General features: G+C 71.0%; 25 protein-coding genes and 1 tRNA gene. 8 read left to right on the top strand and 18 right to left on the bottom strand.

Annotated features, from left to right (window positions below; genetic code table 11):
- The first annotated feature begins 96 nt into the window (after window positions 1-96).
- Together AB0J02_RS18070 and AB0J02_RS18065 are read left to right on the top strand one after the other, a co-directional pair.
- Entirely contained in the window at window positions 97-1,272 is a 1,176-nt protein-coding gene (locus AB0J02_RS18070) for an Ig-like domain-containing protein (RefSeq protein ID WP_363194876.1), read from the top strand.
- A gap of 191 nt (window positions 1,273-1,463) precedes the next feature.
- Entirely contained in the window at window positions 1,464-2,246 is a 783-nt protein-coding gene (locus tag AB0J02_RS18065; protein WP_363194663.1) for a DUF6227 family protein, read from the top strand.
- A 30-nt stretch (window positions 2,247-2,276) separates the two neighbouring features.
- On the opposite strand, the gene AB0J02_RS18060 is transcribed toward AB0J02_RS18065, so the two are convergent.
- The 5 genes from AB0J02_RS18060 to AB0J02_RS18040 all read right to left on the bottom strand — a co-directional run bounded on the left by AB0J02_RS18060 (window position 2,277) and on the right by AB0J02_RS18040 (window position 8,249).
- Entirely contained in the window at window positions 2,277-2,522 is a 246-nt protein-coding gene (locus tag AB0J02_RS18060; protein WP_363194662.1) for a hypothetical protein, read from the bottom strand.
- A gap of 86 nt (window positions 2,523-2,608) precedes the next feature.
- Window positions 2,609-4,657 (bottom strand): fructose-specific PTS transporter subunit EIIC, encoded by a 2,049-nt coding sequence (locus tag AB0J02_RS18055; protein WP_363194661.1) that lies wholly within the window; start codon window positions 4,655-4,657, stop codon window positions 2,609-2,611.
- A 106-nt stretch (window positions 4,658-4,763) separates the two neighbouring features.
- The gene (pfkB, locus tag AB0J02_RS18050) at window positions 4,764-5,720 is read right to left on the bottom strand and encodes a 1-phosphofructokinase (RefSeq protein WP_363194875.1); all 957 of its coding nucleotides are present in this window, start codon (window positions 5,718-5,720) and stop codon (window positions 4,764-4,766) included.
- Between the two features lie 68 nt (window positions 5,721-5,788).
- The gene (locus tag AB0J02_RS18045) at window positions 5,789-6,550 is read right to left on the bottom strand and encodes a DeoR/GlpR family DNA-binding transcription regulator (RefSeq protein ID WP_363194660.1); all 762 of its coding nucleotides are present in this window, start codon (window positions 6,548-6,550) and stop codon (window positions 5,789-5,791) included.
- 160 nt (window positions 6,551-6,710) lie between these two features.
- Entirely contained in the window at window positions 6,711-8,249 is a 1,539-nt protein-coding gene (locus tag AB0J02_RS18040; RefSeq protein WP_363194659.1) for an MFS transporter, read from the bottom strand.
- Window positions 8,250-8,310: 61 nt separating this feature from the next.
- On the opposite strand from AB0J02_RS18040, the gene AB0J02_RS18035 reads away from it, so the two are divergent.
- Window positions 8,311-9,297, top strand: coding sequence for a YafY family protein (locus AB0J02_RS18035; RefSeq protein WP_363194658.1), 987 nt, complete (start codon window positions 8,311-8,313; stop codon window positions 9,295-9,297).
- 115 nt (window positions 9,298-9,412) lie between these two features.
- On the opposite strand, the gene AB0J02_RS18030 is transcribed toward AB0J02_RS18035, so the two are convergent.
- Window positions 9,413-10,420 (bottom strand): sigma-70 family RNA polymerase sigma factor, encoded by a 1,008-nt coding sequence (locus tag AB0J02_RS18030; protein WP_363194657.1) that lies wholly within the window; start codon window positions 10,418-10,420, stop codon window positions 9,413-9,415.
- Window positions 10,421-10,598: 178 nt separating this feature from the next.
- On the opposite strand from AB0J02_RS18030, the gene AB0J02_RS18025 reads away from it, so the two are divergent.
- Both AB0J02_RS18025 and AB0J02_RS18020 read left to right on the top strand, forming a co-directional pair.
- Entirely contained in the window at window positions 10,599-11,135 is a 537-nt protein-coding gene (locus tag AB0J02_RS18025) for an N-acetyltransferase family protein (RefSeq protein ID WP_363194656.1), read from the top strand.
- A gap of 57 nt (window positions 11,136-11,192) precedes the next feature.
- Entirely contained in the window at window positions 11,193-12,206 is a 1,014-nt protein-coding gene (locus tag AB0J02_RS18020; RefSeq protein ID WP_363194874.1) for a questin oxidase family protein, read from the top strand.
- Window positions 12,207-12,227: 21 nt separating this feature from the next.
- Here the strand turns inward: AB0J02_RS18020 and AB0J02_RS18015 are convergent, their stop codons facing one another.
- The gene (locus AB0J02_RS18015) at window positions 12,228-12,989 is read right to left on the bottom strand and encodes a class III extradiol ring-cleavage dioxygenase (protein ID WP_363194873.1); all 762 of its coding nucleotides are present in this window, start codon (window positions 12,987-12,989) and stop codon (window positions 12,228-12,230) included.
- 128 nt (window positions 12,990-13,117) lie between these two features.
- On the opposite strand from AB0J02_RS18015, the gene AB0J02_RS18010 reads away from it, so the two are divergent.
- A complete protein-coding gene (locus AB0J02_RS18010) occupies window positions 13,118-13,651 on the top strand; it encodes a MarR family transcriptional regulator (RefSeq protein ID WP_363194872.1) in 534 nt (177 codons plus the stop codon).
- 21 nt (window positions 13,652-13,672) lie between these two features.
- On the opposite strand, the gene AB0J02_RS18005 is transcribed toward AB0J02_RS18010, so the two are convergent.
- Both AB0J02_RS18005 and AB0J02_RS18000 read right to left on the bottom strand, forming a co-directional pair.
- Complete coding sequence (locus AB0J02_RS18005) at window positions 13,673-15,202, bottom strand: MFS transporter (protein ID WP_363194655.1); 1,530 nt, start codon at window positions 15,200-15,202, stop codon at window positions 13,673-13,675.
- 175 nt (window positions 15,203-15,377) lie between these two features.
- The gene (locus tag AB0J02_RS18000; RefSeq protein ID WP_363194654.1) at window positions 15,378-16,100 is read right to left on the bottom strand and encodes a TetR/AcrR family transcriptional regulator; all 723 of its coding nucleotides are present in this window, start codon (window positions 16,098-16,100) and stop codon (window positions 15,378-15,380) included.
- Between the two features lie 272 nt (window positions 16,101-16,372).
- On the opposite strand from AB0J02_RS18000, the gene AB0J02_RS17995 reads away from it, so the two are divergent.
- Window positions 16,373-17,650, top strand: a complete 1,278-nt coding sequence (locus tag AB0J02_RS17995) for a M6 family metalloprotease domain-containing protein (RefSeq protein WP_363194653.1) — start codon at window positions 16,373-16,375, stop codon at window positions 17,648-17,650.
- 433 nt (window positions 17,651-18,083) lie between these two features.
- Here AB0J02_RS17995 and AB0J02_RS17990 read toward each other — a convergent pair whose 3' ends face one another.
- The gene (locus AB0J02_RS17990; RefSeq protein WP_363194652.1) at window positions 18,084-19,883 is read right to left on the bottom strand and encodes a class I adenylate-forming enzyme family protein; all 1,800 of its coding nucleotides are present in this window, start codon (window positions 19,881-19,883) and stop codon (window positions 18,084-18,086) included.
- 121 nt (window positions 19,884-20,004) lie between these two features.
- Window positions 20,005-20,982, bottom strand: coding sequence for a hydrolase (locus AB0J02_RS17985; protein ID WP_363194871.1), 978 nt, complete (start codon window positions 20,980-20,982; stop codon window positions 20,005-20,007).
- 371 nt (window positions 20,983-21,353) lie between these two features.
- On the opposite strand from AB0J02_RS17985, the gene AB0J02_RS17980 reads away from it, so the two are divergent.
- A tRNA-Arg gene (locus AB0J02_RS17980) sits at window positions 21,354-21,429 on the top strand.
- 68 nt (window positions 21,430-21,497) lie between these two features.
- On the opposite strand, the gene AB0J02_RS17975 is transcribed toward AB0J02_RS17980, so the two are convergent.
- The 7 genes from AB0J02_RS17975 to AB0J02_RS17945 all read right to left on the bottom strand — a co-directional run bounded on the left by AB0J02_RS17975 (window position 21,498) and on the right by AB0J02_RS17945 (window position 25,644).
- Window positions 21,498-22,652: a site-specific integrase gene (locus AB0J02_RS17975; protein ID WP_363194651.1), complete on the bottom strand. Its 1,155-nt coding sequence runs from the start codon at window positions 22,650-22,652 to the stop codon at window positions 21,498-21,500.
- Window positions 22,652-22,834, bottom strand: a complete 183-nt coding sequence (locus AB0J02_RS17970) for a helix-turn-helix domain-containing protein (RefSeq protein WP_363194650.1) — start codon at window positions 22,832-22,834, stop codon at window positions 22,652-22,654. Before AB0J02_RS17970 ends, AB0J02_RS17975 begins: the two co-directional genes overlap by 1 nt.
- Window positions 22,827-24,122: a replication initiator gene (locus tag AB0J02_RS17965; RefSeq protein WP_363194649.1), complete on the bottom strand. Its 1,296-nt coding sequence runs from the start codon at window positions 24,120-24,122 to the stop codon at window positions 22,827-22,829. Before AB0J02_RS17965 ends, AB0J02_RS17970 begins: the two co-directional genes overlap by 8 nt.
- 166 nt (window positions 24,123-24,288) lie before the next feature.
- Window positions 24,289-24,534: a SpdD protein gene (locus tag AB0J02_RS17960; protein ID WP_363194648.1), complete on the bottom strand. Its 246-nt coding sequence runs from the start codon at window positions 24,532-24,534 to the stop codon at window positions 24,289-24,291.
- Between the two features lie 25 nt (window positions 24,535-24,559).
- The gene (locus AB0J02_RS17955; RefSeq protein ID WP_363194647.1) at window positions 24,560-24,754 is read right to left on the bottom strand and encodes a hypothetical protein; all 195 of its coding nucleotides are present in this window, start codon (window positions 24,752-24,754) and stop codon (window positions 24,560-24,562) included.
- Window positions 24,755-24,768: 14 nt separating this feature from the next.
- Entirely contained in the window at window positions 24,769-24,960 is a 192-nt protein-coding gene (locus AB0J02_RS17950) for a mobile element transfer protein (RefSeq protein WP_363194646.1), read from the bottom strand.
- A gap of 12 nt (window positions 24,961-24,972) precedes the next feature.
- Window positions 24,973-25,644 carry a DUF2637 domain-containing protein gene (locus AB0J02_RS17945; RefSeq protein WP_363194645.1) on the bottom strand — a complete coding sequence of 224 codons (672 nt, stop codon included), beginning with the start codon at window positions 25,642-25,644 and terminating at the stop codon, window positions 24,973-24,975.
- Window positions 25,645-25,699 lie beyond the last annotated feature (55 nt).

Here is a 25,699-nt window from a genome sequence, read left to right as displayed (position 1 = left end):
TCTCCGGTCGCCTGGGGCTCTCTCCCCGTACCGGATCAATTACCGGATCAATCAACTGCAACACCACAGAAGGAGCAGACCGTGAGAAGGCAGAACATGGCCGTCGCGTGCGCCACTCTCGCCCTCGGCGCACTCACCCTCACGGCCTGCGGTGGCAATGCCAACGCCGACGACGACAAGGCGGGCAAGGGCGGCGCTCAGGACGCCCCGCAGATCACCCTCTCCGCCAAGGACGGTTCCACCGGCGCGTCCATCAACGCGACGGGGGTCAAGGTCAGCGACGGCAAGCTCACCGACGTGAAGCTGACCGAATCGGCGTCCGGCAAGCAGGTCCCGGGCACCATCGCCGCGAGCGGTGCGAACTGGAAGCCGAAGGAGCAGCTGGAGCGCGGCACCAAGTACCGCCTCTCCGCGACCGCCAAGGACGCGGACGGTCACACGGCCGCCGCCAACTCGATCTTCACGACGGTCTCGTCAGCGAACAGCTTCATCGGCACGTACACGCCGGACAACGGGTCGACGGTCGGCGTCGGCATGCCGGTGTCGTTCACGTTCGACAAGGCGATCACCGACAAGAAGGCCGTGCAGTCGCACATCACGGTCACCTCCAGCAGCGGGCAGCAGGTCGCCGGCCACTGGTTCGGCACGCAGCGCCTGGACTTCCGGCCCGAGGAGTACTGGAAGGCCGGCTCCAAGGTCACCATGAAGATCGCCCTGGACGGGGTCGAGGGGGCGAACGGCGTCCACGGGGTGCAGGACAAGACGGTCACCTTCACCGTCGGCCGCAAGCAGGTCTCCACGGTCGACGCGAACACCCAGAAGATGACGGTCGTGCGCGACGGGCAGACCGTCAAGACGGTCCCCGTCTCGACGGGCAGCACCGCGCACCCCACCTACAACGGCCAGATGGTGATCTCCGAGAAGTTCGTGCAGACCCGGATGAACGGCTCGACGGTCGGCTTCGGCGGCGAGTACGACATCGCGGACGTGCCGCACGCGATGCGCCTGTCGCAGTCCGGGACGTTCATCCACGGCAACTACTGGAGCTCGCCGGGCATCTTCGGCGCCCAGGGCACCAGCCACGGCTGCGTGGGCATGCGCGACGTCAAGGGCGCGGGCGGCGACACGACCGCCAAGTGGTTCTACGACAACTCGCTCGTCGGCGATGTCGTGGTCATGAAGAACTCCCACGACGAGACGATCGCCCCCGACAACGGCCTCAATGGCTGGAACATGAGCTGGAGCCAGTGGACGGCGGACAGCGCCGCCTGACCCTCCACCAACGCCCCCTCCACCAGCACAGAACGGCATGGGCCGCACGGGAACCTCCCGCGCGGCCCACACGTTGTGTAAGCAGGTTTCCCAAATCCCGTTCCCTGTTTGCGATTTCACGGACATGATGTCGGATGTAGGGGCTACGGTATGCACCCACAAGGTGACATGCAGCAATGCCGGGAGGTGCCTTGAGCGTTCCGCACGACTACGAATTCGACGCCCTGTCGTCCGCGTCGGCCACGGCCCCCACGTCACCCGACGAGCACCTGGCTCGTCTCCTCGGCCGCACGCTCAACTCCTTCGAACTGCCGGACGAGACGCTGCTCCTGCTCGACAGCGCGCTCGCGTACGCCGGTTCCCTCCACTCGGCGCACCACAGCGCGGGCCGGCACCGTGAGACGTACCGGCACACCTGGCTGCTCGCCGACGGCAACGCCCTGACTCTCTGGGAGCTGGTCCACAACACGGGCCGGGACGGCAGGGAGCAGCACGAGGTCTACGTCACGGAGGACGAGCTGCACCTGGCGACGGGCCGGCTGCCGCTGCCTCCGGAGGCCACTCCGGACTTCGATCTCCAGGTCCCCATCGCACCCCTGCAGCTTCCGATGGTCCCGCCGGAGCGGCGCCGCTTCGGCCCCGCCGACCCGGACAGCTCCGTGGACCACGCCCGTCGGCTGCTGCGCCGCGCGGAGAACCCGGACGCGGCGACCCGCCCCGGGCCGGGCACGGCCAGGCTGCTGCGGGAGGCGTGCGCGCATCAGATCACGCAGGCTTTCGGCCGCCGGGTCAGCCAGGGATTCGCGCTGTACGAGCACGCGTTCCTGCTGCGCGACGGCTGCGAGGTCAGTCTCTGGGAGGTCGAGCACACGGCGACGCCGGACGGGCGGCACATGTGCGAGGTCTATCCGACCCAGGAGGCGGCCCGCGCGGCGATCGAGCTGCGGGCGGCGACGCGCCGGACGAGAGCCTGAGTCCCCGCGGGGGGACGCGGAAGGCGCGTCTCAGCGTCGGCTGAACTGGCGCACGAGCCCGGCGAAGGCGTCCTGTTCGTCGGCCGTCAGCGGGACCGACTCCAGGGCGGGCGCCTGGGACTGCCCCGGCAGCGCGCCCATCGGCAGGCGGGGCGGCTGCGGCGCGGCGAAGGCGACGACGCGCACCAGCCGCACCAGACCGACCACCCATGCCACCGTGGCGACCGCGAGGATCACCAGGGCTATCTGCTGAAAGACCGACACATGCTCAGGCATGCGCTCCAGTGAACACCACGGTCCGGGCCTTTGGTCCCGGACCGTGACGTATCTCGCAGCAACGGACAGTTCCGGCTTCCCGCGCCTTATGCGGCGGCCGGAACCTTCGCCTCGGCCGCCCCGGGTGCGTGCTCGTCGGCAGCGTCGGGAGCCGTCGAAGGCGCCGCCTTGCGCATGCCCTTCAGGAGGACGACCAGGGCGGCCGAGACGCAGACACCGACGGCGATGGCGAGCAGGTAGAGGAACGCGTTGCCGATCAGCGGGACCACGAAGATGCCGCCGTGCGGGGCGCGCAGGGTCGCGTCGAAGGCCATCGACAGCGCACCGGTGACGCCACCGCCGACGATCGACGGGACGATCACGCGGATCGGATCGGCCGCGGCGAACGGGATCGCGCCCTCGCTGATGAAGGACGCGCCGAGGACCCAGGCCGCCTTGCCGTTCTCCCGCTCGGTCTTTGTGAACAGCTTCGGGCGGACCGTCGTCGCCAGCGCCATGGCCAGCGGCGGGACCATACCTGCCGCCATCACCGCGGCCATGACCTTGAGAGAGCCGTCGTTGGGAGTGGCAAGGCCGCCGACGGCGAAGGCGTACGCGACTTTGTTGAGGGGGCCTCCCAAGTCGCTGGCCATCATCACGCCGAGCACGATGCCGAGCAGGATCGCGTTCGAGCCGGACAGCGAACCCAGCCAGTCCGTCAGACGGGTCTGCACCCATGCGATCGGGTGCCCCACGACCGCGAACATCAGGAAGCCGACAGCCGCCGACGAGAAGAGCGGGATCACCACCACCGGCATGACACCGCGCAGCACGTCAGGCACCTTGATCCGCTGGATCGCCAGTACCACGGCGCCCGCGATCAGACCGCCGGCCAGTCCGCCGAGGAAGCCGGCGTTGATCGTGACCGCGATGGAGCCCGCTACGAAACCAGGGACCAGACCCGGCCGGTCCGCCATGCCGTACGCGATGTACCCGGCCAGTACCGGCACCAGGAAGGCGAAGGCCGCCTGGCCGGTCCAGAACATCAAAGCTGCCCAGCTGTGCGTGGAGCCCCAGTTGAAGCTGTCGATGAGCGACTGGACTTCCGTATTGGCGATCTTGTAGCCGCCGAGCGCGAAGGAGAGCGCGATGAGCAACCCGCCGGCGGCGACGAACGGCACCATGTAACTGACGCCGGACATCAGCCATTTGCGCAGCTTCGCCCCGTAACCGTCCGTGGATTCACCGGAGTTGTCCACAGGTGTGGATGACGAGGGTGTGCCGGGGGCGGTCGTCTCGCCGCGGGATGCCCTTTCCCGTACTTCCTTGATGAGTTCGGCGGGGCGGTTGACGCCGGCCTTCACACCGACGTCGACCGTGGGCTTTCCGGCGAAGCGGGCCTTCTCGCGGACCGGGACGTCATGGGCGAAGATCACGCCGTCCGCGGCGGCGATCACCTCGGGAGCGAGGCGGGTGAAGCCCGCGGAGCCCTGCGTCTCGACCACCAGCTCGACGCCGTCGGTCTCCCGGGCCGTGTTCTCCAGGGACTCGGCCGCCATATAGGTGTGGGCGATGCCGGTGGGGCAGGAGGTGACGGCGACGATCTTGAACGTGCCGGGCGCCGCGGAGGCGCTCGTCGCGTCGGGCTCGGGCTCGGGCTCGGCGGCCGGGGCCCCTTCTGCCCCCGCGCCCCCGCTCCCTTCCAAAGCCGCCTGTTCGCCGCGGATCAGTGCTGCCGCCTGCCCGGCGTCGGTCGCCGAGCGCAGCGCCGCCTTGAACTCCTCGTCCATCAGCTGACGGGCGAGGGAGGAGAGGATCGTGAGGTGGGCGTCGTCCGCCCCGGCCGGTGCCGCGATCAGGAAGATCAGATCGGCGGGGCCGTCCGGCGCGCCGAAGTCGATGCCCCGCGGCGCGCGGCCGAACGCGAGCGTCGGCTCGGTGACGTGGGCGCTGCGGCAGTGCGGGATGCCGATGCCGCCGTCGAGGCCGGTCGGCATCTGGGCCTCGCGGGCGGCGACGTCGGCGAGGAAGCCGTCCAGGTCGGTGACCCGGCCCCGGGCGACCATGCGCTCCGCGAGCGAGCGGGCGGCCTCGTCCTTGGTCTGGGCGGACAGGTCGAGGTCGACCAGGTCCGCGGTGATCATCTCGGCGGTCATCGCGGGCTCCTTTGCCTACGCGGCTGCTGGGTGTGTCCAGTCATGGCGGGTGCAGGTTCGTCGTGGCCGGGCGCGCGGTTCCGCGCGCCCCTGGCGGGGCTGTTCATCACGTCACCGGTTCCTTGAGAGGGCGATCGTGCGGCACCTCGGCCGTCAGCGTCACCGCGTCCGGGTCCAGGTCCGCCGGTGTCGGCATGGCGCTGCCCGGCAGCTGTACCGCCGCCGCGCCGTGGGCGACCGCCGATGCCAGCGCCGCGGGGCCTTCGCCGCCCGCGATGAGGAATCCGGCGAGGGAGGAGTCGCCGGCGCCCACGTTGCTGCGTACGGCGTCGACCGGGGCGCTCGCGAACCAGGTGCCCGCGGCGTCGACGAGGAGTTGTCCGTCCGCGCCGAGCGAGGCGAGCACGGCCGCCGCGCCCAACTCCCGCAGCTCCTCGGCCGCCTTGACCGCGTCGCCGACCGTGGCGAGCGAGCGGCCGACGGCCCCGGCGAGCTCCTCGGCGTTCGGCTTCACGACGTCGGGGCGCTCGCGCAGGGCCGCCAGGAGCGCGGGCCCCGAGGTGTCGAGGGCGATACGGGCGCCGGCGTCGTGCGCGCGGGCCACCAACTCGGCGTACCAGGACGGCGCGAGGCCGCGCGGGAGGCTGCCGCAGCAGGCGATCCAGTCGGCGCCGCCGTCGAGCCGCGCCTGTTCACCGACGACGGAGAGCAGCGCTTCGGCTTCTTGCGCGGTGAGTTCGGGGCCCGGGGCGTTGATCTTCGTGAGCGTGCCGTCCGGCTCGGCGAGCGCGATGTTCGACCGGGTCTGGCCCACGACGGGGACCGGGGCGACCTTGATGCCCTGGGCGTCCAGCAGGTCGGCGACCAGGGTGCCGGGGGCGCCGCCCAGCGGGAGCACGGCCAGGGTGGGGGCGCCGGCGGCGGCGACGGCCCGCGAGACGTTGACGCCCTTGCCGCCCGGGTCCATGCGTTCGCCGGTGGCGCGCACGACCTCGCCGCGGTCGAGGCCGGGGACCTCGTAGGTGCGGTCGAGGGAGGGGTTGGGGGTGACGGTGAGGATCATGCCGCGTGGCGCCGTTTCCGTGCGAGGAGTGCTGATGCGTCCGGTGGGGCCGGTGGGGCCGGTGGGGCTCATGCGCGGATCACTTCCGTGCCGCCCGCCTCGATCGCGGCGGCGTCCTCGGGGGCGAGGCCGGTGTCGGTGATGAGCAGGTCGACGTCGGCGAGGTCGCCGAACCGGGCGAAGTGTTCCTGGCCGTGCTTGCCGGAGTCGGCGAGCAGGACGACCCGGCGGGCCGCGGCGACGGCCGCGCGTTTCACGGCGGCCTCGGCGAGGTCGGGGGTGGTCAGGCCGGCCGCGGCGGAGAATCCGTTGGCCGCGAGGAAGGCGACGTCCGCGCGGATCTCGCCGTACGCGCGCAGCGCCCAGGCGTCGACGGCGGCGCGGGTGCGGTGGCGGACCCGGCCGCCGATGAGGTGGAGCTGGATGCCGGGGTGGTCGGCGAGCCGGGCCGCGGTGGGCAACGAGTGCGTGACGGCGGTGAGTTCGGCCTCCAGCGGGAGGGCGGCGGCGAGGCGGGCCACCGTCGAACCGGCGTCCAGGATGACGCTGCCCTCGGCCGGCAGTTCGGCGAGCGCGGCGCGCGCGATGCGGTCCTTCTCGTCGGCGGCGGTGCCCTCGCGCTCGGCGAGGTCGGGCTCGAAGTCGAGCCGCCCGGCCGGGATGGCGCCGCCGTGCACGCGGCGTACGAGACCGGCCCGGTCCAGTGCCTTCAGGTCACGCCGGATGGTCTCGGCTGTCACCTGGAACACCTCGGCCAGCGACAGCACGTCGACCCGGCCGCCGTCGCGGGCGAGGCGGAGGATCTCCTGCTGGCGCTCCGGTGCGTACATGCCCGTTTACCTGTGCCTTCATCTGCGAGTGTGCCCGAACCTGTGACTTCACCCCGAGATTACGACTGGACTTCGGGAAAGTAAACAGGTTCGGGCATCTCGCGGACACAAACAGACATTCAGTTCTGAGCTGCTGTCCCGCTCGGCCGAGCTGTCGCGCTCAGCCGACCAGTTCGGGCTCGCGCTCGTCCTCGTCACGCCCGTCGGCGACGGCCGTCGTCTCGCCCACCCCGCCGGAGGCCTTGCGGGGCAGGGCGAACATCAGCAGGAAGATGCCGACCAGGATGCCCGCGGACCACAGCAGCGAGCTGTGGAATCCGTCGATGAAGGCGGTGCTGCCCGCGCCCTGCTTCGCGTGGTCCTCGACCACGTTGAAGAAGATCACCGAGACCAGGCTGAGGCCGAGCGCGTTGCCCATCTGCATCACCGTGTTGATGAGCCCGGACGCCGAACCGGCGTGCTCGCGCGGCACCTCGGAGAGCACCGCGTCGGTCAGCGGGGCGACGATCAGGCCCATGCCGATCCCCATCACGACGAGCGGCAGGGCCATCTGCCAGGAGGCGATGCCCAGGCCGTAGTGCCCGGACTCCCATACGTAGACGAGGACACCGGCGGCCATCGTGAGCGCGCCCGCCTGCAGCACCTTGCGGCCGAAGCGCGGCACCAGCTTCTGCACGGACATACCGGCCGCGACCGAGACGGCGATGGAGAACGGCACCCCGGTCAGGCCCGCCCGCAACGCGCTCCAGCCGAGGCCGAGCTGCATGTAGAGCGTCCACGTGAGGAAGAAGATGCCGGTGGTGACACCGAAGACGGTCTGCACGGCGATGCCCGCCGCGAAGCTCTTGACCTTGAACAGGGACAGCTCGATGAGCGGCGATCCGTCGCGCCGCGTCTTCGCCTTCTCGTACGCGATCAGCACGGCGACGATCACGACGGACGCCGCCATCATCACGTAGCCCCACACCGGCCAGCCGTTCTCCCGGCCCTGGGTCAGCGGGTAGACGAGGGCCAGCATGGCGAGGGTGACGAGCACGACGCCGACCAGGTCCAGCTTCAGCGCCCTGGGGGCCTTGGACTCGCTGATGACGCGCGAGCCGAGGATCAGGGCCGCGATGCCGACGGGCAGGTTGATCAGGAAGATCGGGCGCCATTCGAGCCCCGCGATGTTCCACTCCGTGAGCAGCGCGCCGAGCAGCGGTCCGGTCACCGCGCCGAGGCCGACGATCGCGCCGAACAGACCGAAGACCTTGCCGCGCTCGTGCGCCGGGAACGTCGCGTGCACGATCGACAGGACCTGCGGCACCATCAGCGCCGCCATACCGCCCTGGAGGATGCGGGAGGCGACGAGCATCTCCGGGTTCGCGGCGAAACCGCACAGCGCGGAGGCCACGGTGAACCCGGTGATGCCGAGAAGGAACAGCCGCTTGCGGCCGAAGATGTCGCCGAGCCGGCCGCCGGTGATGAGCAGCGCCGCGAAGGCCAGCGCGTACCCGGCGGTTATCCACTGGATCTGCCCGGTGCTGGCACCCTCGTCGTGCTGGATGGTGGGCAGGGCGACGTTGACGATCGTGACGTCGACGAGGTCCATGAACGCCGCCGTCATCACGATGGCGAGCGCGAACCAGCGCCGACGGTCGTCGGTCGCGTTTGCCGCGGGTGGCTCCGGTGCTGCTGCCGGGGTGGTCGGTGAGGTCATGAAAGAAGCGTAGGGGCCATCTAGGTCAGGTCATGTCCTACTCGGGCGGCATCCTGGGGACATGACGACGAACAGTACGGACACCCCGGCCCGGCTGCTCCAACTCCTCTCCCTCCTGCAGACCCCGCGCGAATGGCCCGGCGGCGAACTCGCCGAGCGGCTGCGGGTCTCCCGGCGCACCGTGCGCAGGGACATCGACCGGCTGCGCGACCTCGGCTATCCGGTCCAGGCCTCGATGGGCGCCGACGGCGGCTACCGGCTGATCGCGGGCAAGGCGCTGCCGCCGCTCGTCCTCGACGACGAGGAGGCGGTGGCGATCGCGGTGGGCCTGCGGGCCGGGGCCGGGCACGCGGTGGAGGGCGTCGAGGAGGCGTCGGTGCGGGCGCTGGCCAAACTGGAACAGGTACTGCCGTCGCGGCTGCGGCACCGCGTCGCGACGCTCCAGGCCGCCACGATCCCGCTGACCTGGGGCGACGGCCCCACCATCGCGACCGGAACGCTGACGGTGATCGCGTCGGCCACGGCCGGCACGGAGCGGCTCCGGTTCCATTACCGCGCGGCCGACGGCTCGGAGACGCGCCGCTTGGTGGAACCGTTCCGGCTGGTGTCGACCGGGCACCGCTGGTACCTGGTGGCGTACGACATCGATCGCGACGCGTGGCGTACGTTCCGGGTCGACCGGGTCTCGGAGCCGTTCGCCACCGGGGCGCGGTTCGCTCCGCGGGAGGTGCCGGAAGGGGACGCGGCGGAGTATCTGCGCCGGTCGATGGAGTCGCGGGGCGGCGCCGCCTACGAGGTGGACGTCGAGTTCGCGGCGCCGGCCGAGGAGGTCGCCGCGCGGGTGCCTCCGGCGGTGGGACGGCCGGAGCCGGTGCCGGGCGGGGGATGCCGGTTGCGGGCCACCGCGTCGGGGCCGGTGGAGTGGATGGCGGTACGCCTCGCCATGACCGGGTTCGAGTTCCAGGTCCGGGGGCCGGAGGAACTGGTCGTGGCCGTACGGGACATGGGGGCGCGGATGACGCGGGCTGCTTCCAGCGGGCCCGTGTGACGCGTCGCCGGGTGCGGGCCGGCGGGGGCTGGTCGCACCCGGCGACACGGCGCAAAAAGGTCGGGCGGCTCGCACGATGAGGTGCGGGCCGCCCGATGACCTGGTCTTCGAAGGGTCACGCCGCGGCGTCGAACCCCGTGTCCCGCGCCAGCTTCTTCAGTTCGAGAAGCGCGTGCTTCTCGATCTGCCGGATCCGCTCGCGGGTCAGACCGTGCTCCTTGCCGACCTCGGTCAGCGTCCGCTCACGCCCGTCGTCGATGCCGTACCGCATCTTGATGATGGACGCGGTGCGCTGGTCGAGCCGGCCGATCAGGTCGTCCAGCTCCTCGGAGCGCAGCAGCGTCAGCACGGACTGCTCGGGAGAGACGGCCGACGTGTCCTCCAGGAGGTCGCCGAACTGCGTCTCGCCCTGGTCGTCCACCGCCATGTTGAGCGAGACCGGGTCGCGGGCCCAGTCCAGGACGTCCACGACGCGCTCGGGCTTGGTGTCGAGCTCGGCGGCGATCTCGGTGGGCTCGGGGTCCCGCCCGTTCTTCCGGTTGAACTCGCGCTGGACTCGGCGGATACGGCCCAGCTCCTCGACCAGGTGGACGGGGAGGCGGATGGTGCGGGACTGGTCGGCTATCGAGCGGGTGATGGCCTGGCGGATCCACCACGTCGCGTACGTGGAGAACTTGAAGCCCTTGCGGTAGTCGAACTTCTCGACCGCGCGCACCAGGCCCGCGTTCCCCTCCTGGATCAGGTCGAGCAGGGGGAGGCCGCTGCGCGGGTAACGGCGGGCGACCGCCACGACCAGCCGCAGGTTCGACCGGATGAAGATGTCCTTGGCCTTCTCCGACTCGGCGACCAGCGCCTCGAGCTCCTCGCGGGACGCCTTGCCCGCGGTCTCGCTGTCGGAGACCTCCCCGTCGAGGATCTGCTGGGCGTACACGCCCGCCTCGATGGTCTGGGAGAGATCGACTTCCTTTGCGGCGTCGAGCAGCGGTGTCCGCGCGATCTCGTCGAGGTACATACCGACCAGGTCGCGGTCGGCGATCTCCCCGCCTACGGCGCGAACACTGCGTGCCGCATCAGTCTCGCCGGAGGCGGCGGACTTACGACGGGCTACGGCACGGGTTGCCATGCGTGCTCCCTTGCGATGGTAGGTCGGCTGGGCCGGACGGCTCGTACACCCTCCCGGGTGCCCTGCATCCGTAGGAAACAACGACTGGAATCCGGACAGAATTCCCAAGCCGCCCCTTCTTTTTTGTGATCATGCAGTACCCTGTGCCGCCACGCGGCCGCCAAAGGGAAGGCGATTGATGTCAAACCTCACAGAGGTGCAGGTCAGGCCAGGAGTCGATGACGACCTCACAGCACTCACAGACCTCTACAACCACTACGTACGTGAGACGCCGATCACCTTCGACACGGTCGCCTTCACTCCGGAGGAGCGACGTCCTTGGCTGCTCTCCCATCCTGAAGACGGCCCGTACCGCCTCTTGGTTGCGCAGGAGCGCGGAGAGGGGACCTTCGGCCCGATCCTCGGATACGCCACGTCCAGCCCGTTCCGCCCGAAGGCCGCGTACGACACGTCGGTCGAGGTCACGGTGTACTGCGCCCCGGACGCGGGCGGCCGCGGCATCGGCACGCTCCTCTACAAGTCCCTCTTCGAGGCCCTCGCGGACGAGGATCTGCACCGCGCGTACGCGGGTGTCGCCCTTCCCAACGAAGCCTCGGTCCGTCTCCATACCCGCTTCGGCTTCAGTCATGTGGGCACCTACCGGGAGGTCGGCAGGAAGTTCGGCTCGTACTGGGACGTCGCTTGGTATGAGAAGCCGCTCGGCCGTAAGGCTTAGGGCCACGGACCGTTACGACCCGAGTACAGCCGTGCCTAATCTCCCCGCATGAACGACATGAGCGACACCTCAGGCACGCTCGACGAAGCGCTTCAGCGGCTGCACGCCACCGGCCCCGAGTTCGAGGGCCGGCTCAGCAATCACGGTCCGATGGCGGTGGAGTCCCTGGTACGCGGCGGCCAGGCGCCCCGCGTGCACCGCTGGCTCGACCACTACGAGCGGCGGCTCGACGAGATGCCCGCCCCCGGCTCCCCCGTCCGCGACGACGACTGGCGCTCCGCGCTCGGCGACCCCCGTCGCCTCGCGGACTGGATCAGGTACTTCGAGCGGGCGGTGGCCGAGCGGCCGTGGCGGGACGTGCTCGCCGAGTGGTGGCCGCGGCTGCTGCCCGGGATCGCGGCGGGCGCCACGCACCCGGTGATCCGCGTGGGCCATGCCGTACGCACGCTGCTGTCCACCGAGCCGACCGCCCCGCGCCTCGCCGAACTGGCCCACGGCCTGGGCTACTGGGCCGCCCGCCATCAGCCGCTGCCGGCGCTGACCGCGCTGCCGAGCGCGCCGGACGCCGCGACGGCCCTCGACGCGGTGCCGCGGATCGCGGACCGGAGCGGGGGCGTCGTGGCCCGGTTCGGCCAGCTCACCGGCCTGCCCGCGTGGGCCGGCGGCCCGGTCGACCCGGACACGGCCCGGGACCGGCTCGCCGAACTGGTCACGGCGGCGGTGCACCGTTACGCGACGCACGCCCAGGGCGACCCGGTGATGCTCGTGCACGCGGCAACAGCCCCGAACGCGGTCCTGCGCACGCTCCCCGCCCTGCCCCGCGAGCTGTGGCCGGACTCCCTCGCCGCCGCGTGGGCCGCGAGCGCGGCCGTCACAGCGGCGTACGCGCCTGCCGCGCCGGACCCGTATGCGATCCCGGGCGGGGCCGGGTCCCCCGAGGAGGTCTTCGCGCGGGCCGCGGCGCACGGCAACGACCACGCGATCAAGTTCGCGGACACGGCCTTCGACGTGGGCACCGACGAGGCCATGACCGCGGCGGAACGAGCCCTCGGCCTGATCGAGCCGGCGTGACCGGACCCCTCCGGCGCAAGCTCACCCGAACTGGACGGACCGCTTGGCCAGCCCCATCCAGAACCCGTCGATCACCGACCGCTGCACCCCCAGCTCACCGGCGGCCTCGGCCACCCCCATCGTCACGAACAGCGGAGCGAAGTGCTCGGTACGGGGGTGGGCCAGCGCCCCGGCGGGCGACTTGTGGGCGAAGTCGAGCAGCCCGTCCACATCCCCCGCGTCCAGCGCCCGCTGCCCCCAGTCGTCGAACTCCGCCGACCACGAGGGGATGCCGCCCTGCCGCAGCGCGGCCAGGTTGTGCGTGAAGAACCCGGAGCCGACGATCAGCACGCCCTCGTCCCGCAGCGGAGCGAGCCGCCGCCCGATGTCCATCAGCTTCTGCGGGTCGAGCGTCGGCATGGAGACCTGGAGGACCGGGATGTCGGCGTCCGGGTACATCTCCACGAGCGGTACGTACGCGCCGTGGTCGAGCCCGCGATCCGGCACGTCCTGCACCGGGGTGCCCGGAGCATGCAGCAGCTTCCGTACGGAGGCGGCGAGTTCGGGTGCACCCGGGGCGGCGTACCGCACTTGGTAGTAGTGCTCGGGGAAGCCCCAGAAGTCGTAGACGAGCGGCACGGTCTCGGTGGCGCCGAGGGCGAGCGGGGCCTCCTCCCAGTGCGCGGAGACCATCAGGATCGCCTTGGGGCGCGGCAGGTCGGCGGACCAGGCGGCGAGCTGGCCGGTCCACAGGGCGTCGTCGGCGAGCGGCGGGGCGCCGTGGCTGAGGTACAGCGCGGGCATGCGCTCGGGCGCGGGTGCGGTGGACACGACGACCTCCTTGAAGTTTCAAGCTCTGGGCACTGCCAAAAGTAACCGTTGTTTGTTTAATCTTCAAGAAGGGGGTCTATACGATAGGACCGATGGAACAGATGGAGCCGATGGAACAGACCGAGAACCAGAAGAAGCCGAAGCGGTCCGCAGAGCCCCAGTGGCTCAGCGATGACGAGCAGCACGTCTGGCGTGCGTATTTGCACGCCACCACCCTCCTGGAAGACCACCTCGACCGGCAGCTGCAGCGCGACGCGAAGATGCCGCACATCTACTTTGGTCTGCTGGTCCAGCTCAGCGAGGCGCCCCGGCGCCGGCTGCGGATGACCGAGCTGGCGATGAGCGCCAAGATCACCCGCTCCCGGCTCTCGCACGCGATCGCCCGCCTGGAGAAGAACGGGTGGGTGCGGCGCGAGGACTGCCCGTCGGACAAGCGCGGCCAGTTCGCGGTCCTGACGGACCCGGGCCTGGAGATCCTGCAGCAGACCGCCCCCGGCCATGTCGCGGCGGTCCGCCAGGCCCTCTTCGACCGGCTCACCCCCGCACAGCAGAAATCCCTCGGCGAGATCATGCGGATCGTCGCCGAGGGACTTCAGCCGAAGGAGGCCGGGGCCGACCTCCCCTGGCTCAGGTGAGGCCGGAACCGGTTCCGGAGGTCAGTGCGCGACCACCGGGATCTTGAACTCGTCCTCGACGCCCTCCGCGTCACCGGAGGCCGCGGCCGAACCCGAGCCCGGGACACCGGTGTTGATGAGCGTGAAGGCGATCGTGGCCGAGACGGCCAGGATGCCGACGGCCCACCAGATGGCGTGGGTGTAGCCGCTGACCATCGCCTGCGCCTGGAGCAGCTGCGCGTTGCGCGCGCCGGCCGCGTGGTCCGCGACGTACGCGGTCGTGGCGGAGGCGGCGATCGTGTTCAGCAGGGCCGTGCCGATGGCGCCGCCGACCTGCTGCGAGGTGTTGACCATCGCGGAGGCGACACCGGCGTCCCGCGCCTCGACGCCGATCGTGGCGAGCGACATGGCGGGCATGAACGCCGTACCCATGCCGAGGCCGAGCAGCAGCTGGCCCGGGAGGATCACACCGGCGTACGACGTGCCGACCTCGAGCTGCGTCAGGAACAGCATGCCGACCGCCGCGAGCAGGAAGCCCGGGGCCATCAGCAGGCGCGGCGGGACGCGGGTCATCAGACGGGCGCCGATCTGGGTGGAGCCCGTGATCATGCCGGCGATCATCGGCAGGAACGCGAAGCCGGTCTTGACCGGGGAGAAGCCCTTCACGATCTGCAGGTAGTAGGTCAGGAAGAGGAACAGGCCGAACATCGCGATCACGGCGAGACCGAGGGACGCGTAGACACCGCCGCGGTTGCGGTCGGCGATGACGCGCAGCGGCAGCAGCGGGTGCTTGACCCGGGCCTCGGTGGCGACGAAGGCGGCCAGCAGCACGACGGCGGCGACGAACAGGCCGATGGTGCTCACGTCGGACCAGCCGCTCGACTCGGCGCGCGTGAAGCCGTAGACGAGGGAGACGAGACCGAGGGTCGACAGGACGACGCCCGGGATGTCGAGCGGCGAGCGGTTGCGGCCACCGGCCGGCTCACGGATGACGAAGACGGCGCCGAGCGCGGCGACGGCCGCGAACGGGATGTTGACGAAGAAGGTCCAGCGCCAGTTCAGGTACTCGGTGAGGAAACCGCCGAGGATCAGGCCGACGGCGCCACCGCCACCGGCGATCGCACCGTAGATGCCGAACGCCTTCGCGCGCTCCTTGGCGTCCGTGAACATCACGGCGAGCAGGGAGAGGGCGGCCGGGGCGAGCAGCGCGCCGAACAGGCCCTGCAGGGCGCGGGCGCCGAGCATCATGGCCTCGTTCTGCGCGGCACCGCCGACGGCGGAGGCCAGCGCGAAGCCGATCAGGCCGGTGACGAAGGTCTGCTTGCGGCCCCACAGGTCCGCGATGCGGCCGCCGAACAGCAGCAGACCGCCGAAGGCGAGCGCGTAGGCCGTGATGACCCACTGGCGGTTGCCGTCGGATATGCCGAGGTCCGTCTGGGCGGAGGGCAGCGCGATGTTCACGATGGTGGCGTCGAGGACGACCATCAGCTGGGCGAGCGCGATGAAGACGAGTGCCTTCCAGCGGCGCGAGTCGCCTTCGAGAGGTGCCGATTTCGGCAAGGGGGTACCCACAGCGGGACTCCAAGTCGTGACAGTCGAGAAAGTCGAGAGATCCGAGAAAGTCGAGAAAGTCGAGAAAGTCGAGAAATTCGTGAAGAAGGCTGAGAAATCGGTTCGGTACGGAGATGCGGGGCTGGGCTGCCCCGCGTGTGCGGGGCGGCTTCCCTATGTGTGCGAGGCGGCTGCCCTACGTGTGTGAGGCGCGGGCCGCCCCGGAGGGGCAGTCCTTGCGGAGGTCCTCCAAGGTCGCGGCCGCGCCCGGGAGTTCGGAGCGGGCGGGCGCCATCAGGCCGTCGAGGAACAGCTGCAGATGACGGTGGACGAAGCGGTCGAAGTCCAGGCAGGCCTTGCCGGGCAACGGCCGGGTGAGCTGGGAGAGGGCGACCATCAGATCCCCGACGCCGATGTCGGTGCGCAGCTCTCCGGCCGCGCGGGCGCGCCTCAGAAGCTCCTCGATAGCGGCGGTCAGCCGGTCGAGGGAGGCGAGCAGATCCGGGTGGTCCTGGTCGAAGGTGGCCTGCAGCGTCGGGCAGAGCGCGCCGATGCGCTCATCGGCGGCGGCGTGCACGAAGGTCCGCAGCGCGTCGAACGCGCTGCTCTCACCGGCTTCCTCGGCGGCGAGTGCCCGCTCGGCGTGCTCGAAGACGCGGCCGGTGACCGAGAGGACCACGTGGTGCATCAGCTCACCGCGGTCCTTGAAGTTCCGGTACAGCGTGGCGTTGCCGACACCGGCGCGGCGGGCGGTCTCGTCGAGCGGGAGGTCGCTCCCGTACTCCACGAGCAGTTCCCGTGCGGCGGCGACGATCCGCTCCCGGTTGCGCAGCGCGTCGGCCCGCGGGCGCGGGACGCGGCGCTGTGGCTCGGTGGGGGCGGCGGTGGCCACGGCGGTCTCCTTCGTCTTTTCGGTCATGCACGGCCGGGTCGGGTCGGTCACCTCCGGCCGGGTCGGTCTCTTCCGGCCGGCCGGTCACTGGTGGCTGTCCGGCGAACCGGGGAGCGAGTCCCCGCTTTCTGCGGACACAGGGCTAAACGGGGAGAGCGTCCCCGGTTATTTCCCGTGCGCCATGTGACCTGACTCACACCACCCAGGCCACGGAATCCCACGATCGGCGCACCCAGCGCGCGGCCCCCCGCACCTCGACACAGGGTGATCGAAAGGGAGCCGAGGGTGAGGCGGGTCTGATGCTGCAGCAGCGGATAGGCGGGGGCCGACGCGGTGCGATGCTCGCCGGAGCCACCGCCGTGGCCCTCGCCCTGACGATGACCGCCAGCACCGGACGGCTGCTCGACAGGTCGCCGACCGCGGCGGGGCCGGTGGCGCTCGCCAAGGCGGCCTCGCTCGGCCCCTGCATGATCCGCGGCGCACTGGGCGTACAGATGTCGGAAGGCGTGCCCACCTCCCCCGGCTACGCCCGCTCCACCGGTACTGTCCACGCCCTCAACCTGATGATCGACTTCCCCGACGCGCCCGGTGAGGGCACGGCCATGGACCGGCTCGCGGAGTTCTTCCCCAAGACGCAGAACTGGTTCCGCACGGGCTCGTACGGCCGCCTCGACTACGTCCCCGAGGCCCCCGTCAAGCACTGGCTGCGCATGCCGAAGGCGTTCTCCGCGTACGGGATAGAACGCGGCGCCCCCTTCGAGCCCGGCTACCGCGAGCTGGTCGACGACATCGTGGCGGCCGCCGACCCGGACGTGGACTTCAGCCGCTACGACCTGGCGAACATCCTGGTCACGCCGAACGCCGGGCCCTCCGCCCTCGACACGGTCCTGTCCGTGACCTTCGCGGGCAACCGCGAGGCGCCGGTCGCCGACGGCGTCCCCCTGTCGAACGCCTCCTTCGTGTACTCGCGCCAGGACGACGGCTCCGGCTCGTACGCGGAGACCGGCTACCGCGTCCTGCCGCACGAGAACGGCCACGTCTTCGGTCTCCCCGACCTGTACACCCAGGAGGGCGGCGGGGCCGTCGGCCACTGGGACATCATGAGCGAGGACTGGGGCGTCGGGAACGACCTGCTCGGCTGGCACAAGTGGAAACTGGGCTGGCTCGACGACTCGCAGATCGGCTGCGCCGCGCAGCCCGGCACCAGCGAACACCTGCTGTCCCCGCTCTCCCGGAAGGGCCCCGGCACGAAGCTGGCGTTCGTCCCGCTGACCGGGTCGACGGGCTACGCGATCGAGGTCCGCGGCCAAGAGGGCAACGACGAGGCGGTGTGCCGCCCCGGCGTCCTGATCTACAAGATCGACGCGAACGTGGACACCGGCCGCGGCCCCATCACCGTCGAGGACTCCACCCCCGACAGCGGCGGCTGCACCCGCCGCCCGAACGTCCAGGCGGAACTGTCCGACGCGCCCTACCGGCCGGGCGAGGTGTTCCGGGACCGGCAGACGGGCGTACGGATCTCGGTGGCGGGCGCGGACGCCTCCGGCAATTACCGGGTGTACGTCACTCGGCGGTAGCTGCCTTCGGGGTGCCGCCCCGCGGCCCGGGACGCCGGGCGCACGTCACTCGGCGGTAGCTTCCTTCGGGGTCTCGCCCCACGCCGCCCGGGAACCTTCGGGGTGCCGCCCGGGAACCCGGGACGCCGGGTGTGCGTCACTCGGCGGTAGCTGCCTTCGGGGTGCCGCCCCGCGCCGCCCGGGACGCCGGGTTCACGTCACTCCGCGGCAGCTGCCTTCGGGGTCTCGCCCCGCGGCCCGGGAGGCCGGGCGCACGTCACTCGGCGCCAGCTCGCCACGGGGTCTCGCCCCACGCCGCCCGGGACGCCGAGTTCACGTCACTCCGCGGCAGCTGCCTTCGGGGTGCCGCCCGGCGACGCGGGACGCCGGGCGCACGTCACTCGGCGCCAGCTCGCCCCGCGCCGCCCGGTGTACGTCACTCCGCGGTAGTTCTCTACGGGGTGTCACCTGGCGGCCTGGGACCGAAGCTCAGCCGTACCTCGCGCTTGAGCACCTTCCCGGTGGCGTTGCGCGGCAGCTCCGTCTCCTGCACCAGCACGTGCGCGGGCACCTTGAACGGAGCCAGCGTCGTGGCGGCGAACTCGCGCAGGGCCTGCCCGTCGAGGTCGGAGCCGGGGCGCGCGCGGACCACCGCGGCGACCTCCTCGCCGAGCACCGGATGCGGCACTCCGACGACAGCCGCCTCCAGGACGTCGGGGTGGCCGTGCAGACACGCCTCGACCTCGACGCAGTAGACGTTCTCGCCGCCCCGGATCACCATGTCCTTGATCCGGTCGACGACGCTGATCCGCCCCTCCGACAGCACCGCCAGGTCACCCGTGCGGAACCAGCCGTCCTTCGTGAACGCCGCCTCGGTCGCCGCCGGGTCCTCCCAGTAGCCGCGGATCACGCACTGGCCGCGCAGCAACAGCTCCCCGACCTCCCCATCGGGCAGCGGCTCACCGACGGGCCCGGCGATCCGCGCCTCCACGGCGGGCGCGGGCTTACCCACGCTCCCCGGCCAACTGCGGTACTGAGCGCCGAAGTTGGCGGTGACCCCGCCGAGTGTCTCGGTGAGCCCGTAACCGTTACGGGGCTCGATGCGCTCACCGTGGCGGGCGGTGAGGCGGGCGACCAGGTGCGGCGGCGCGGCGGCGCCTCCGGTGCTGAACCCGGTCAGCGTAGGCATCTCGTCCCCCAACTCCTTGGCCCGCTCGAGGAGTTGCAGCGCGGTCGCGGGCACCCCGCCGAACGCGGCGACGCCGTGCTCCCGGATCGCCGCGAGCGCCTTGTCCGCGTCCCACTTGCGCAGCACCACCAGCGTGCCGCCGGCCGCCATCGCCCCGTAGAACCCGGTGAACGCCGCGACATGGAAGAAGGGAAAGGTGAGAAGCCCGACCGGGGCCGGCCCCTGCCCCGGTACGACTCCGCGCGACAGGGCCGAAAGCGCCGCGAAATAACGGGGGTTGGCGATGGCCCCCATGTGCGCGTGGTGGGTGGCGACAGCGCCCTTGGGCCGGCCCGTCGTCCCGGACGTATAGAGGATGGTGGCGTCCGCGTCCGGCGACACGTCGACGTCCGGCGGCCCGAGCAGCGGATCGGCGGCGGGCAGATCCACGTACCGCTCGACGCGCTCGCCCCCGGCCGCGCGCCCCTCCTCATGAAAGACAAGAACCCAGGGCCGCTCTCCCGCCCCTTCCCGCCAGGCGGCGATCCGCTCGTACCGCTCCCCGTCCACGAGCAGCACGCCGGGGCGGCAGTCGCCGAGGGCGTACGCGAACTCGTCCGCGGTCCACCACGCGTTGAGCGGCACCGCCACCAGCCCCGCCAACTGGGCCGCCCAGAAGGCGATATGCCACTCGGGGTGATTGCGCATGGCGATGGCGGCGCGATCGCCGGGCCGCAGTCCGTACCCGCCGTCGGCCTCGGCGTCCAGAAAGCGGCGGGCGAGCGCGCTGGCGGCGGCGAAGAACTCCCCGTACGTCAGCCGCCCGCTCTCGGCGATCAGAAACGGGGTGTCGCCGAACGCCCACGTCGTCTCGACGAACTCCCGCAGGGTCCGCGGCCCCTCGGCGTAAGCGAGACGCCCGTCCTCGCCCCGCACGACGGCGAAGGGGGCGCCGGGCGCGGTCAGCAGCGCTTCCAGATCTTCCAGGTTCCGCGGGGCTTCCGGGGTTTCCAGCTTGTGCAGGGGTTCCAGGGTTTCCAGGTCTTCGACGGCTTCCGGCGATTCCAGGGGCTCCAGGGGTTCCATTTCCGGACGGTACGTCCCCGCGCCTGGCCCGCGTCAAGATGCGTGCACCCGACATCCGCCGGGCCCCGAGCCCCCTTGCCCACCCTTTTACTCATCCTGGCTCGTCCTGGCTCACCCTGGCTCATCCGGAGAGGGCCCGCGCGTAGGCTCCGGCCTCCTGCGTCACGCCGCTGCAGTCCGTCGCCGGGTCGTGCGTAGCCGTACCCGCCTTGCACTGCACATCGCGGAACGCCGCCCACATCGACACCCACGCGATGCCCCGCTCCCGGGCGAACGTGCGGACCTGCGCCGCGTCGGACAGCGTGAACGTCTCGCCGTCGACGTCGTTCACGCCGAGCATCGAAGTGAGCGCCATACCTTTCCAGGCACCCGCGTCGGACAGACCGAACACCTTCTTCAGCTGGGTGTGGGCGGCCCGGGCGGCGGTGATCGCGTACCCGCCCATGTCACCGTCGTAGGACTCGGCGTAGTTCATCGTCATGAGGTTGACGGTGGAGACCCGCACTCCCTTGTCATTGGCCGCCTCGAGGAGCGCGATGCTGTCGGCGTCGAGCCCGTCGGGCATCACCGGCAACGTGAAGGTGACATCGAGATCACGCCTCTTCTGCAGCAGTGCGATGGCCTCGGCCCGCAACGCAGTCGACTCCCCGTCCCCCAGTTCATCCCCCTCGATGTCGAAATCGGCGAGGGTCGCGCCCCCGGCCGCGTCCAGCGCCCTCGCGTAGGCGGCGGCGAGAGCGGAGGCACTGTCACAGGTGGCAGCGAGCTCCTTCCCGCTGGCCCCACCAAAGGAAACGCGCACATCGGCCCCGCCCGAACCCAGCTTCCCGATCCGGGACTTGACGCCGACCGCGCCGATCTCCGTCCGGTCATCCCAGACGGGCGCACAGGCATCACCGTCGGCGACGACGAAGGAGAGGTTGTACGCGGAGGGAGAACCGGCACGGTCGGTGGCGGAGGCCGTCGTAGCGCTGACATAGGGCGCATACGGCACACCGCCCCGGCCCGCACTGTCCGCGCCGCCCTCGCCGGAACACCCGGAACAAGCGAGCAGCCCGAGGAGCAGCACGCCTAGGCCGGCTTTCAGCGACCCGGGCATGGTCACTGTCGGCGTCGTCATCGGCGCGGCCATCGACTCCGTCACGGGCTTCGCTGTGGCCTTCGTCATGGGCTTCGTCATCGTGCGGCCCCCCTCTTGCTTGTGTAGGTCGCAGCTTCGCAAAAAGCGGCTCATGCGGGGGAGAATTCCGGCACGCGCGGCACAGAGGACGCCACCGCCTGAACGCCACCCGCGCTCGCGGACCGCGGTGCGGCGGCACCAAGGACGCCTCGCCCCTTCGCCGCTCCAGACCTGCGCCCCCGAGGACGCCCGGGGCCTACCGCGGCCCCGCATATGAACCGAAACAGCGGCCCGGACCACCCGCTACACTGACGGCGGTGTCTCAGACTCGCCGTCTGACCACCTGCCCCGCCTTCGTAGCTCAGGGGATAGAGCACCGCTCTCCTAAAGCGGGTGTCGCAGGTTCGAATCCTGCCGGGGGCACCAGTGCAAAGGCCCCGGACCGATCATGGTCCGGGGCCTTTGACATCTACAGGTGACATCAACGCGAGTGGTCACTGACGACCAGGACGCCTCTTGAGCAGCCGATCCATGTGGCTGATCGCTTCGCGCTGCGTGTCCTGCACGACGTGCGTGTACACATCCATGGTGATGCTGATCTGGCTGTGCCCGAGGATCTCCATCACGACCCGGGGCGCGACTCCGGCCGCGGTGAGGAGGGTGGCCGTGCCGTGCCGGGCATCGTGAAGACGAACAACCCGGATGCCGGCGGACTCGGCGACGCGCGTGAACGAGCGGTACACATTGCGCGGCTCGACCGGACGGCCGGTGCGGGTGGTGAAGACGTAATCCGGCCCAGTTGCCCAGGCCTCCCCCGCCTTGGCACGAGCAGCTTCTTGCCGCATCCGGTGCCAGCGCAAGGGCGCGATGCAGAGGCCCGGCAGCGGGACGACTCGACGGCGGCGGCTCTTGGGGTCGTCGTCGTACAGGACGCCTCGGCGGCGCTGCGTCTGCTGGCGCACGTGGAGGACGCGGTTTTCGAGGTCGAGGTCCGACCAGCGCAGGCCGACGATCTCTCCCCGACGGAGACCCATCGCGATGGCGAGGACGAAGGCGGCGTAGAGCGGGTCTTTCCGGGACGCAGCGAGGAAGTCGAGGGTCTCGTCCAACGTCCAGGGGTGCAGCTCTCGTGAGTCGGTGCGGGGCGGTTCGACGAGCTTGGCCACGTTGCGCGTGATCAGCTCCTCGCGGCATGCGGAGGAGAGAGCCGAGCGCAGCACGCGGTGCGATTCCTTGGCCGTCGCGGCGGTGGTCTGATTCTCCAGGCGTACGAGGAAGCGGCGCACGTCGGCGACGCCGAGGGATTCGAGCCTCTTGGCGCCCAGCATCGGCGACAGGTAGAGCCGACTGTGTGCCTCGTACTTGTCGTACGTGCTGAGCTTCCGGCGGGGCTTGATGACGTTGTCGAGCCAGTACGGCAGCCACTCGGAGAGCTTGGCCGACCGAGTAGGAACGGGCACGCCTTGGTCGACCTTGTCGAGGAGCTCCCGGCGCTTGGTGTCGCACTCCGCCCAGGACTTGCCGTAGGCGAACTTGCGGGCACGGGTGCCATCGGGCTGGAGCACGTAGACAGCAGCCTGATAGCGGCCGTCCTTGCGCTTGGTGATGGTGCCCGCCCCGTTCGGGTTGCGCTTGCGCTGGCCGGCCATCAGGCAGCCGCCTCCAATTCGTTGGTGATGTAGTCGCTGAGGGCTCGGGCGGGGATACGGCGGCACCGGCCGATGGTGATCGAGGGAAGCCGACGGGAGCGGATCAAGTCGTAGACCGTCGAGCGGCCGAGCTTGAGTCGCGCCATGACGTCGGCCACGGTCAGCAGTTCGTCATCACGCATGCGTCGGTTCTCCTTCGGTTCCTGGGGCGGGTTCGAGGGTTTCGGCGAGCCAGGTTTCGGTGTCGGTGAGGCCGGTTCCGGCGTAGACCCAGTGGGCGAGGACGAGGGTCGTGTCCGGGGCGGCCTGGTCGTCGGTGACGGCTTGGACTCGGCGCCACTCGGCTCGGGCGGTGCGGAGGGCGCCGAGGGTGGTGGAGTAGCGGCGGGACTTGGTCGAGAAGTGGCCGCGGAAGCCGAGCATGTGGGCCCAGGTGCGGAGCCGGAGTTCTTGCAGTTCTTTGCGGGCGCCGAGGGTCCAGGCGGTGCGGATCATGCGGCGGGCGTGGTCGCTGATGTCGAGCTGGGCGAGTTCGGCAAGGAACTTGAGAGGGCGGTCCAGCGCTCCCGTGGCGGTTTCGGCTCCCTTGGTGGCGTACTTGGCGATGTACGCGGCGACGGCCCGTTCAGTGAGTTCCTGGCCGCCGTCGAAGTCGGTGGATCGGATGGTGCGGACGTCGAGTTGGCGGCCGAAGGTGAAGGTGTGGGCGCGGTTGTCGATGACCGGGCCGTCCACGCGGGCGGCAGTCGCGGCGGCGCGGATGGCGTCGGTCAGCAGTTCGGCGGTTGCCCAGGCGGGCGGTGGGGTGTCTCCGCCTTCGGGGCCGTCGATGCGGATGACGGCATGGAAGTGGACGGCGCCGCGTTTCTGGTATTCGGCGACCTTGGCGAAGGAGACGCGGGCGTAGCCGCGGAAGTCGCGTTGGGTGAGGCCGGCGCGCTTGGCGACTTCCCGGCGGAGGTAGATGGAGAAGCGTCGCCAGAGCAGGCCCGCGTGTGCGTTCCAGAGGACGGCTGCGTCGTAGTCGTAGGTGTCGGGGTCGAGGGGTGTGCCGAGGGCGGGGTCGTCTTGGTCGTGGAGGAGGCCGCAGCGGCAGGGGCGGATCGTACGGGCCGGGCCGGTGGGGCGGTTGTGGACCGGGCCGAAGCCGGGGGCGGTGAAGGTGGCGAAGACGCGGGGGTGGGCGGCGACGCGTTCGGGGACGCCCTTGCCGCCGCGTAGGCCGGAGGTGATCAGGTGGAAGGTGTCGCGGCGGTAGACCTCTGCGCAGGCCGGGCAGCGGGTCGTGCGGCGGTTGTTGCAGCGGACCAGGAGGTGTCCGGCCGGGAGGTCGGTGGAGTCGAGGCGGTGGAGGACGTTGCCGATCTCGCCGGTTCGGGTGTCGACGGCGTGCTCGGTGCGGTGGCCGTCGAGGCGGATCGGGTGCGTGCAGCCGCCGAGGCCGGAAAGCTGGCGCAGGAGTGCGGGCATGGTGCCGGAGGCGGCCAGTTGACCCAGTTCCGGCAGCGGGGCCGGGGTGGCGCGGGTGATGATGGTCTTCTCCTTCTGGCTTCGGTCAGGAGGGGTAGGGCCCCCGGGGCGGCGGATGCTTGGCGGTATCGAGGCCGCCCCGGGGGTCTGTTGTGTCTGCGGTTGGTCAGCGGTGGCGCTGGTCGCGGAGCATCGAGCGCAGGACCACAGCGGCGACGGCCACGGAGATGGCCGAGACGGCGACGGCGGCCAGGAGCGCGGTCAGCACGACTCCGCCCACGAGGACGGCCACGACCGCTCCGGTACTGACGGATATCTGCGGGGCCGGCCGACGAACAGGGGCCGGGGCGGTCGGCGCGTGCGTGTGCGCGGGCGGCGGGGTCGGGCTGTCGGGGTACTTGGGCAGGAACACGGCGGATCTCTCCTTGCCTACTCGTCTAGTTATGTGAGCCGTTGATGACGTCCACGCCGGAGCGCGTACCGGATTCGATGGCCGGGGCCATGAAGGTGTGCGAGAGCCAGAAGCCGAACAGGGCGATCACGACGACGATCCACGTGCGGACGCCGAGGAACTTGACCGCACCCCAGGCGAAGCAGCCGAGGACGAAGACGAGCGGCAGGCTGACGGTCACGGGGATCGGTCCTTTCAGCGGACGGGGCAGCGATGGGTGCGGGCCGCCAGCTCGGCGGCGGCGCGGCTGTCGTAGTCGGCGGAGAAGCCGCAGCACGGGGCCGTGCAGGCGGCGGTGTGCTTCTCTCGGCCGCGACCGTCGTAGGCCGTGCCGACCTGAACGGGGCCGATGCGGGTGACGGAGCGAAAGCGGCGGTTGGCGCTCATGTGGATCTCCCTTCAGAGCTGTGCGGCGATGGCGTCGGCCATGGGCAGCGGGACGCCGAGGCGGGCGCGGAGGGTCGTGGTGTCGATGGACGTACCGGTGCGGGCGTGGTGCTCGGTGGCGACTTTGCGGGCGTGCTCGACCAGGGCGGCCGGGACGGGGACGGCGGGCGGAGAAGGCGAGGCGGGAACCGGCCCGGTGGCCGGTGACGACGGGAGCGCCGGTACGGGATCGGGCGCGTCCTCCTGGCCGTCGATATCGTCGCCCTGGTCCCCGGTGACGTGACCCTCCTGAGTCGCGTCGTACAGGGTCGGCGTCGGCTTCGGCGTCGAGTGAGCGAGGAGTGTTCCGCCGAGGAAGCCGATGGCAGGCCAGCCCGCGACGAGGATGCGGAGCCAGGCCGGCACATGGTCCATGTCGAGCAGTCCGGCGGTGGCGACGTTCGCTCCGAGGGAGGCCGCGAGCGCGATGGCGAACCAGCACCACCCGGCGGCTTTCGCTCGACCGGCCCGCAGTCGACGCCAGGCGGCGACGAGCAGCAGGTCGACCGAGACCGGGTAGGCCCACGCCTTCCACCCGTCCTGTCCGGCCGCCGACGCGACGTCGTGCAGGTGGGCGAAGGACAGGGCGGCGGCGATGACGGCCTGGACGAGTACCGCGTCGACACGGGCCAGTTGGGCGCGCATGCTGCGGCTCCTTCCGGGTTCAGGCATGGGAGGGGTAGGGACGTGGCGCGAGGCG

The sequence above is a fragment of the Streptomyces sp. NPDC050264 genome, from assembly GCF_040655895.1.
Classification (GTDB): domain Bacteria; phylum Actinomycetota; class Actinomycetes; order Streptomycetales; family Streptomycetaceae; genus Streptomyces.
The sequence above is the reverse complement of the archived record's forward strand: the minus strand, read 5'-3'. Positions and strand labels throughout refer to the sequence as shown.

Excerpts from the sequence above, each read along its gene's own strand:
- AB0J02_RS18010 (WP_363194872.1), top strand. The coding sequence starts at position 13,118 with ATGGAGCCGATGGAACAGACCGAGAACCAGAAGAAGCCGAAGCGGTCC.
- AB0J02_RS17995 (WP_363194653.1), top strand. The coding sequence starts at position 16,373 with ATGCTGCAGCAGCGGATAGGCGGGGGCCGACGCGGTGCGATGCTCGCC.
- pfkB (WP_363194875.1), bottom strand. The coding sequence starts at position 5,720 with ATGATCCTCACCGTCACCCCCAACCCCTCCCTCGACCGCACCTACGAG.
- AB0J02_RS18030 (WP_363194657.1), bottom strand. The coding sequence starts at position 10,420 with ATGGCAACCCGTGCCGTAGCCCGTCGTAAGTCCGCCGCCTCCGGCGAG.
- AB0J02_RS18045 (WP_363194660.1), bottom strand. The coding sequence starts at position 6,550 with ATGTACGCACCGGAGCGCCAGCAGGAGATCCTCCGCCTCGCCCGCGAC.
- AB0J02_RS17985 (WP_363194871.1), bottom strand. The coding sequence starts at position 20,982 with ATGCCCGGGTCGCTGAAAGCCGGCCTAGGCGTGCTGCTCCTCGGGCTG.
- AB0J02_RS17975 (WP_363194651.1), bottom strand. The coding sequence starts at position 22,652 with ATGGCCGGCCAGCGCAAGCGCAACCCGAACGGGGCGGGCACCATCACC.
- AB0J02_RS18025 (WP_363194656.1), top strand. The coding sequence starts at position 10,599 with ATGTCAAACCTCACAGAGGTGCAGGTCAGGCCAGGAGTCGATGACGAC.
- AB0J02_RS18070 (WP_363194876.1), top strand. The coding sequence starts at position 97 with ATGGCCGTCGCGTGCGCCACTCTCGCCCTCGGCGCACTCACCCTCACG.
- AB0J02_RS18020 (WP_363194874.1), top strand. The coding sequence starts at position 11,193 with ATGAGCGACACCTCAGGCACGCTCGACGAAGCGCTTCAGCGGCTGCAC.
- AB0J02_RS18015 (WP_363194873.1), bottom strand. The coding sequence starts at position 12,989 with ATGCCCGCGCTGTACCTCAGCCACGGCGCCCCGCCGCTCGCCGACGAC.
- AB0J02_RS18040 (WP_363194659.1), bottom strand. The coding sequence starts at position 8,249 with ATGACCTCACCGACCACCCCGGCAGCAGCACCGGAGCCACCCGCGGCA.
- AB0J02_RS17965 (WP_363194649.1), bottom strand. The coding sequence starts at position 24,122 with ATGCCCGCACTCCTGCGCCAGCTTTCCGGCCTCGGCGGCTGCACGCAC.
- AB0J02_RS18055 (WP_363194661.1), bottom strand. The coding sequence starts at position 4,657 with ATGACCGCCGAGATGATCACCGCGGACCTGGTCGACCTCGACCTGTCC.
- AB0J02_RS17970 (WP_363194650.1), bottom strand. The coding sequence starts at position 22,834 with ATGCGTGATGACGAACTGCTGACCGTGGCCGACGTCATGGCGCGACTC.
- AB0J02_RS17945 (WP_363194645.1), bottom strand. The coding sequence starts at position 25,644 with ATGCGCGCCCAACTGGCCCGTGTCGACGCGGTACTCGTCCAGGCCGTC.
- AB0J02_RS18035 (WP_363194658.1), top strand. The coding sequence starts at position 8,311 with ATGACGACGAACAGTACGGACACCCCGGCCCGGCTGCTCCAACTCCTC.
- AB0J02_RS18060 (WP_363194662.1), bottom strand. The coding sequence starts at position 2,522 with ATGCCTGAGCATGTGTCGGTCTTTCAGCAGATAGCCCTGGTGATCCTC.
- AB0J02_RS18000 (WP_363194654.1), bottom strand. The coding sequence starts at position 16,100 with ATGACCGAAAAGACGAAGGAGACCGCCGTGGCCACCGCCGCCCCCACC.
- AB0J02_RS17950 (WP_363194646.1), bottom strand. The coding sequence starts at position 24,960 with ATGAGCGCCAACCGCCGCTTTCGCTCCGTCACCCGCATCGGCCCCGTT.
- AB0J02_RS17990 (WP_363194652.1), bottom strand. The coding sequence starts at position 19,883 with ATGGAACCCCTGGAGCCCCTGGAATCGCCGGAAGCCGTCGAAGACCTG.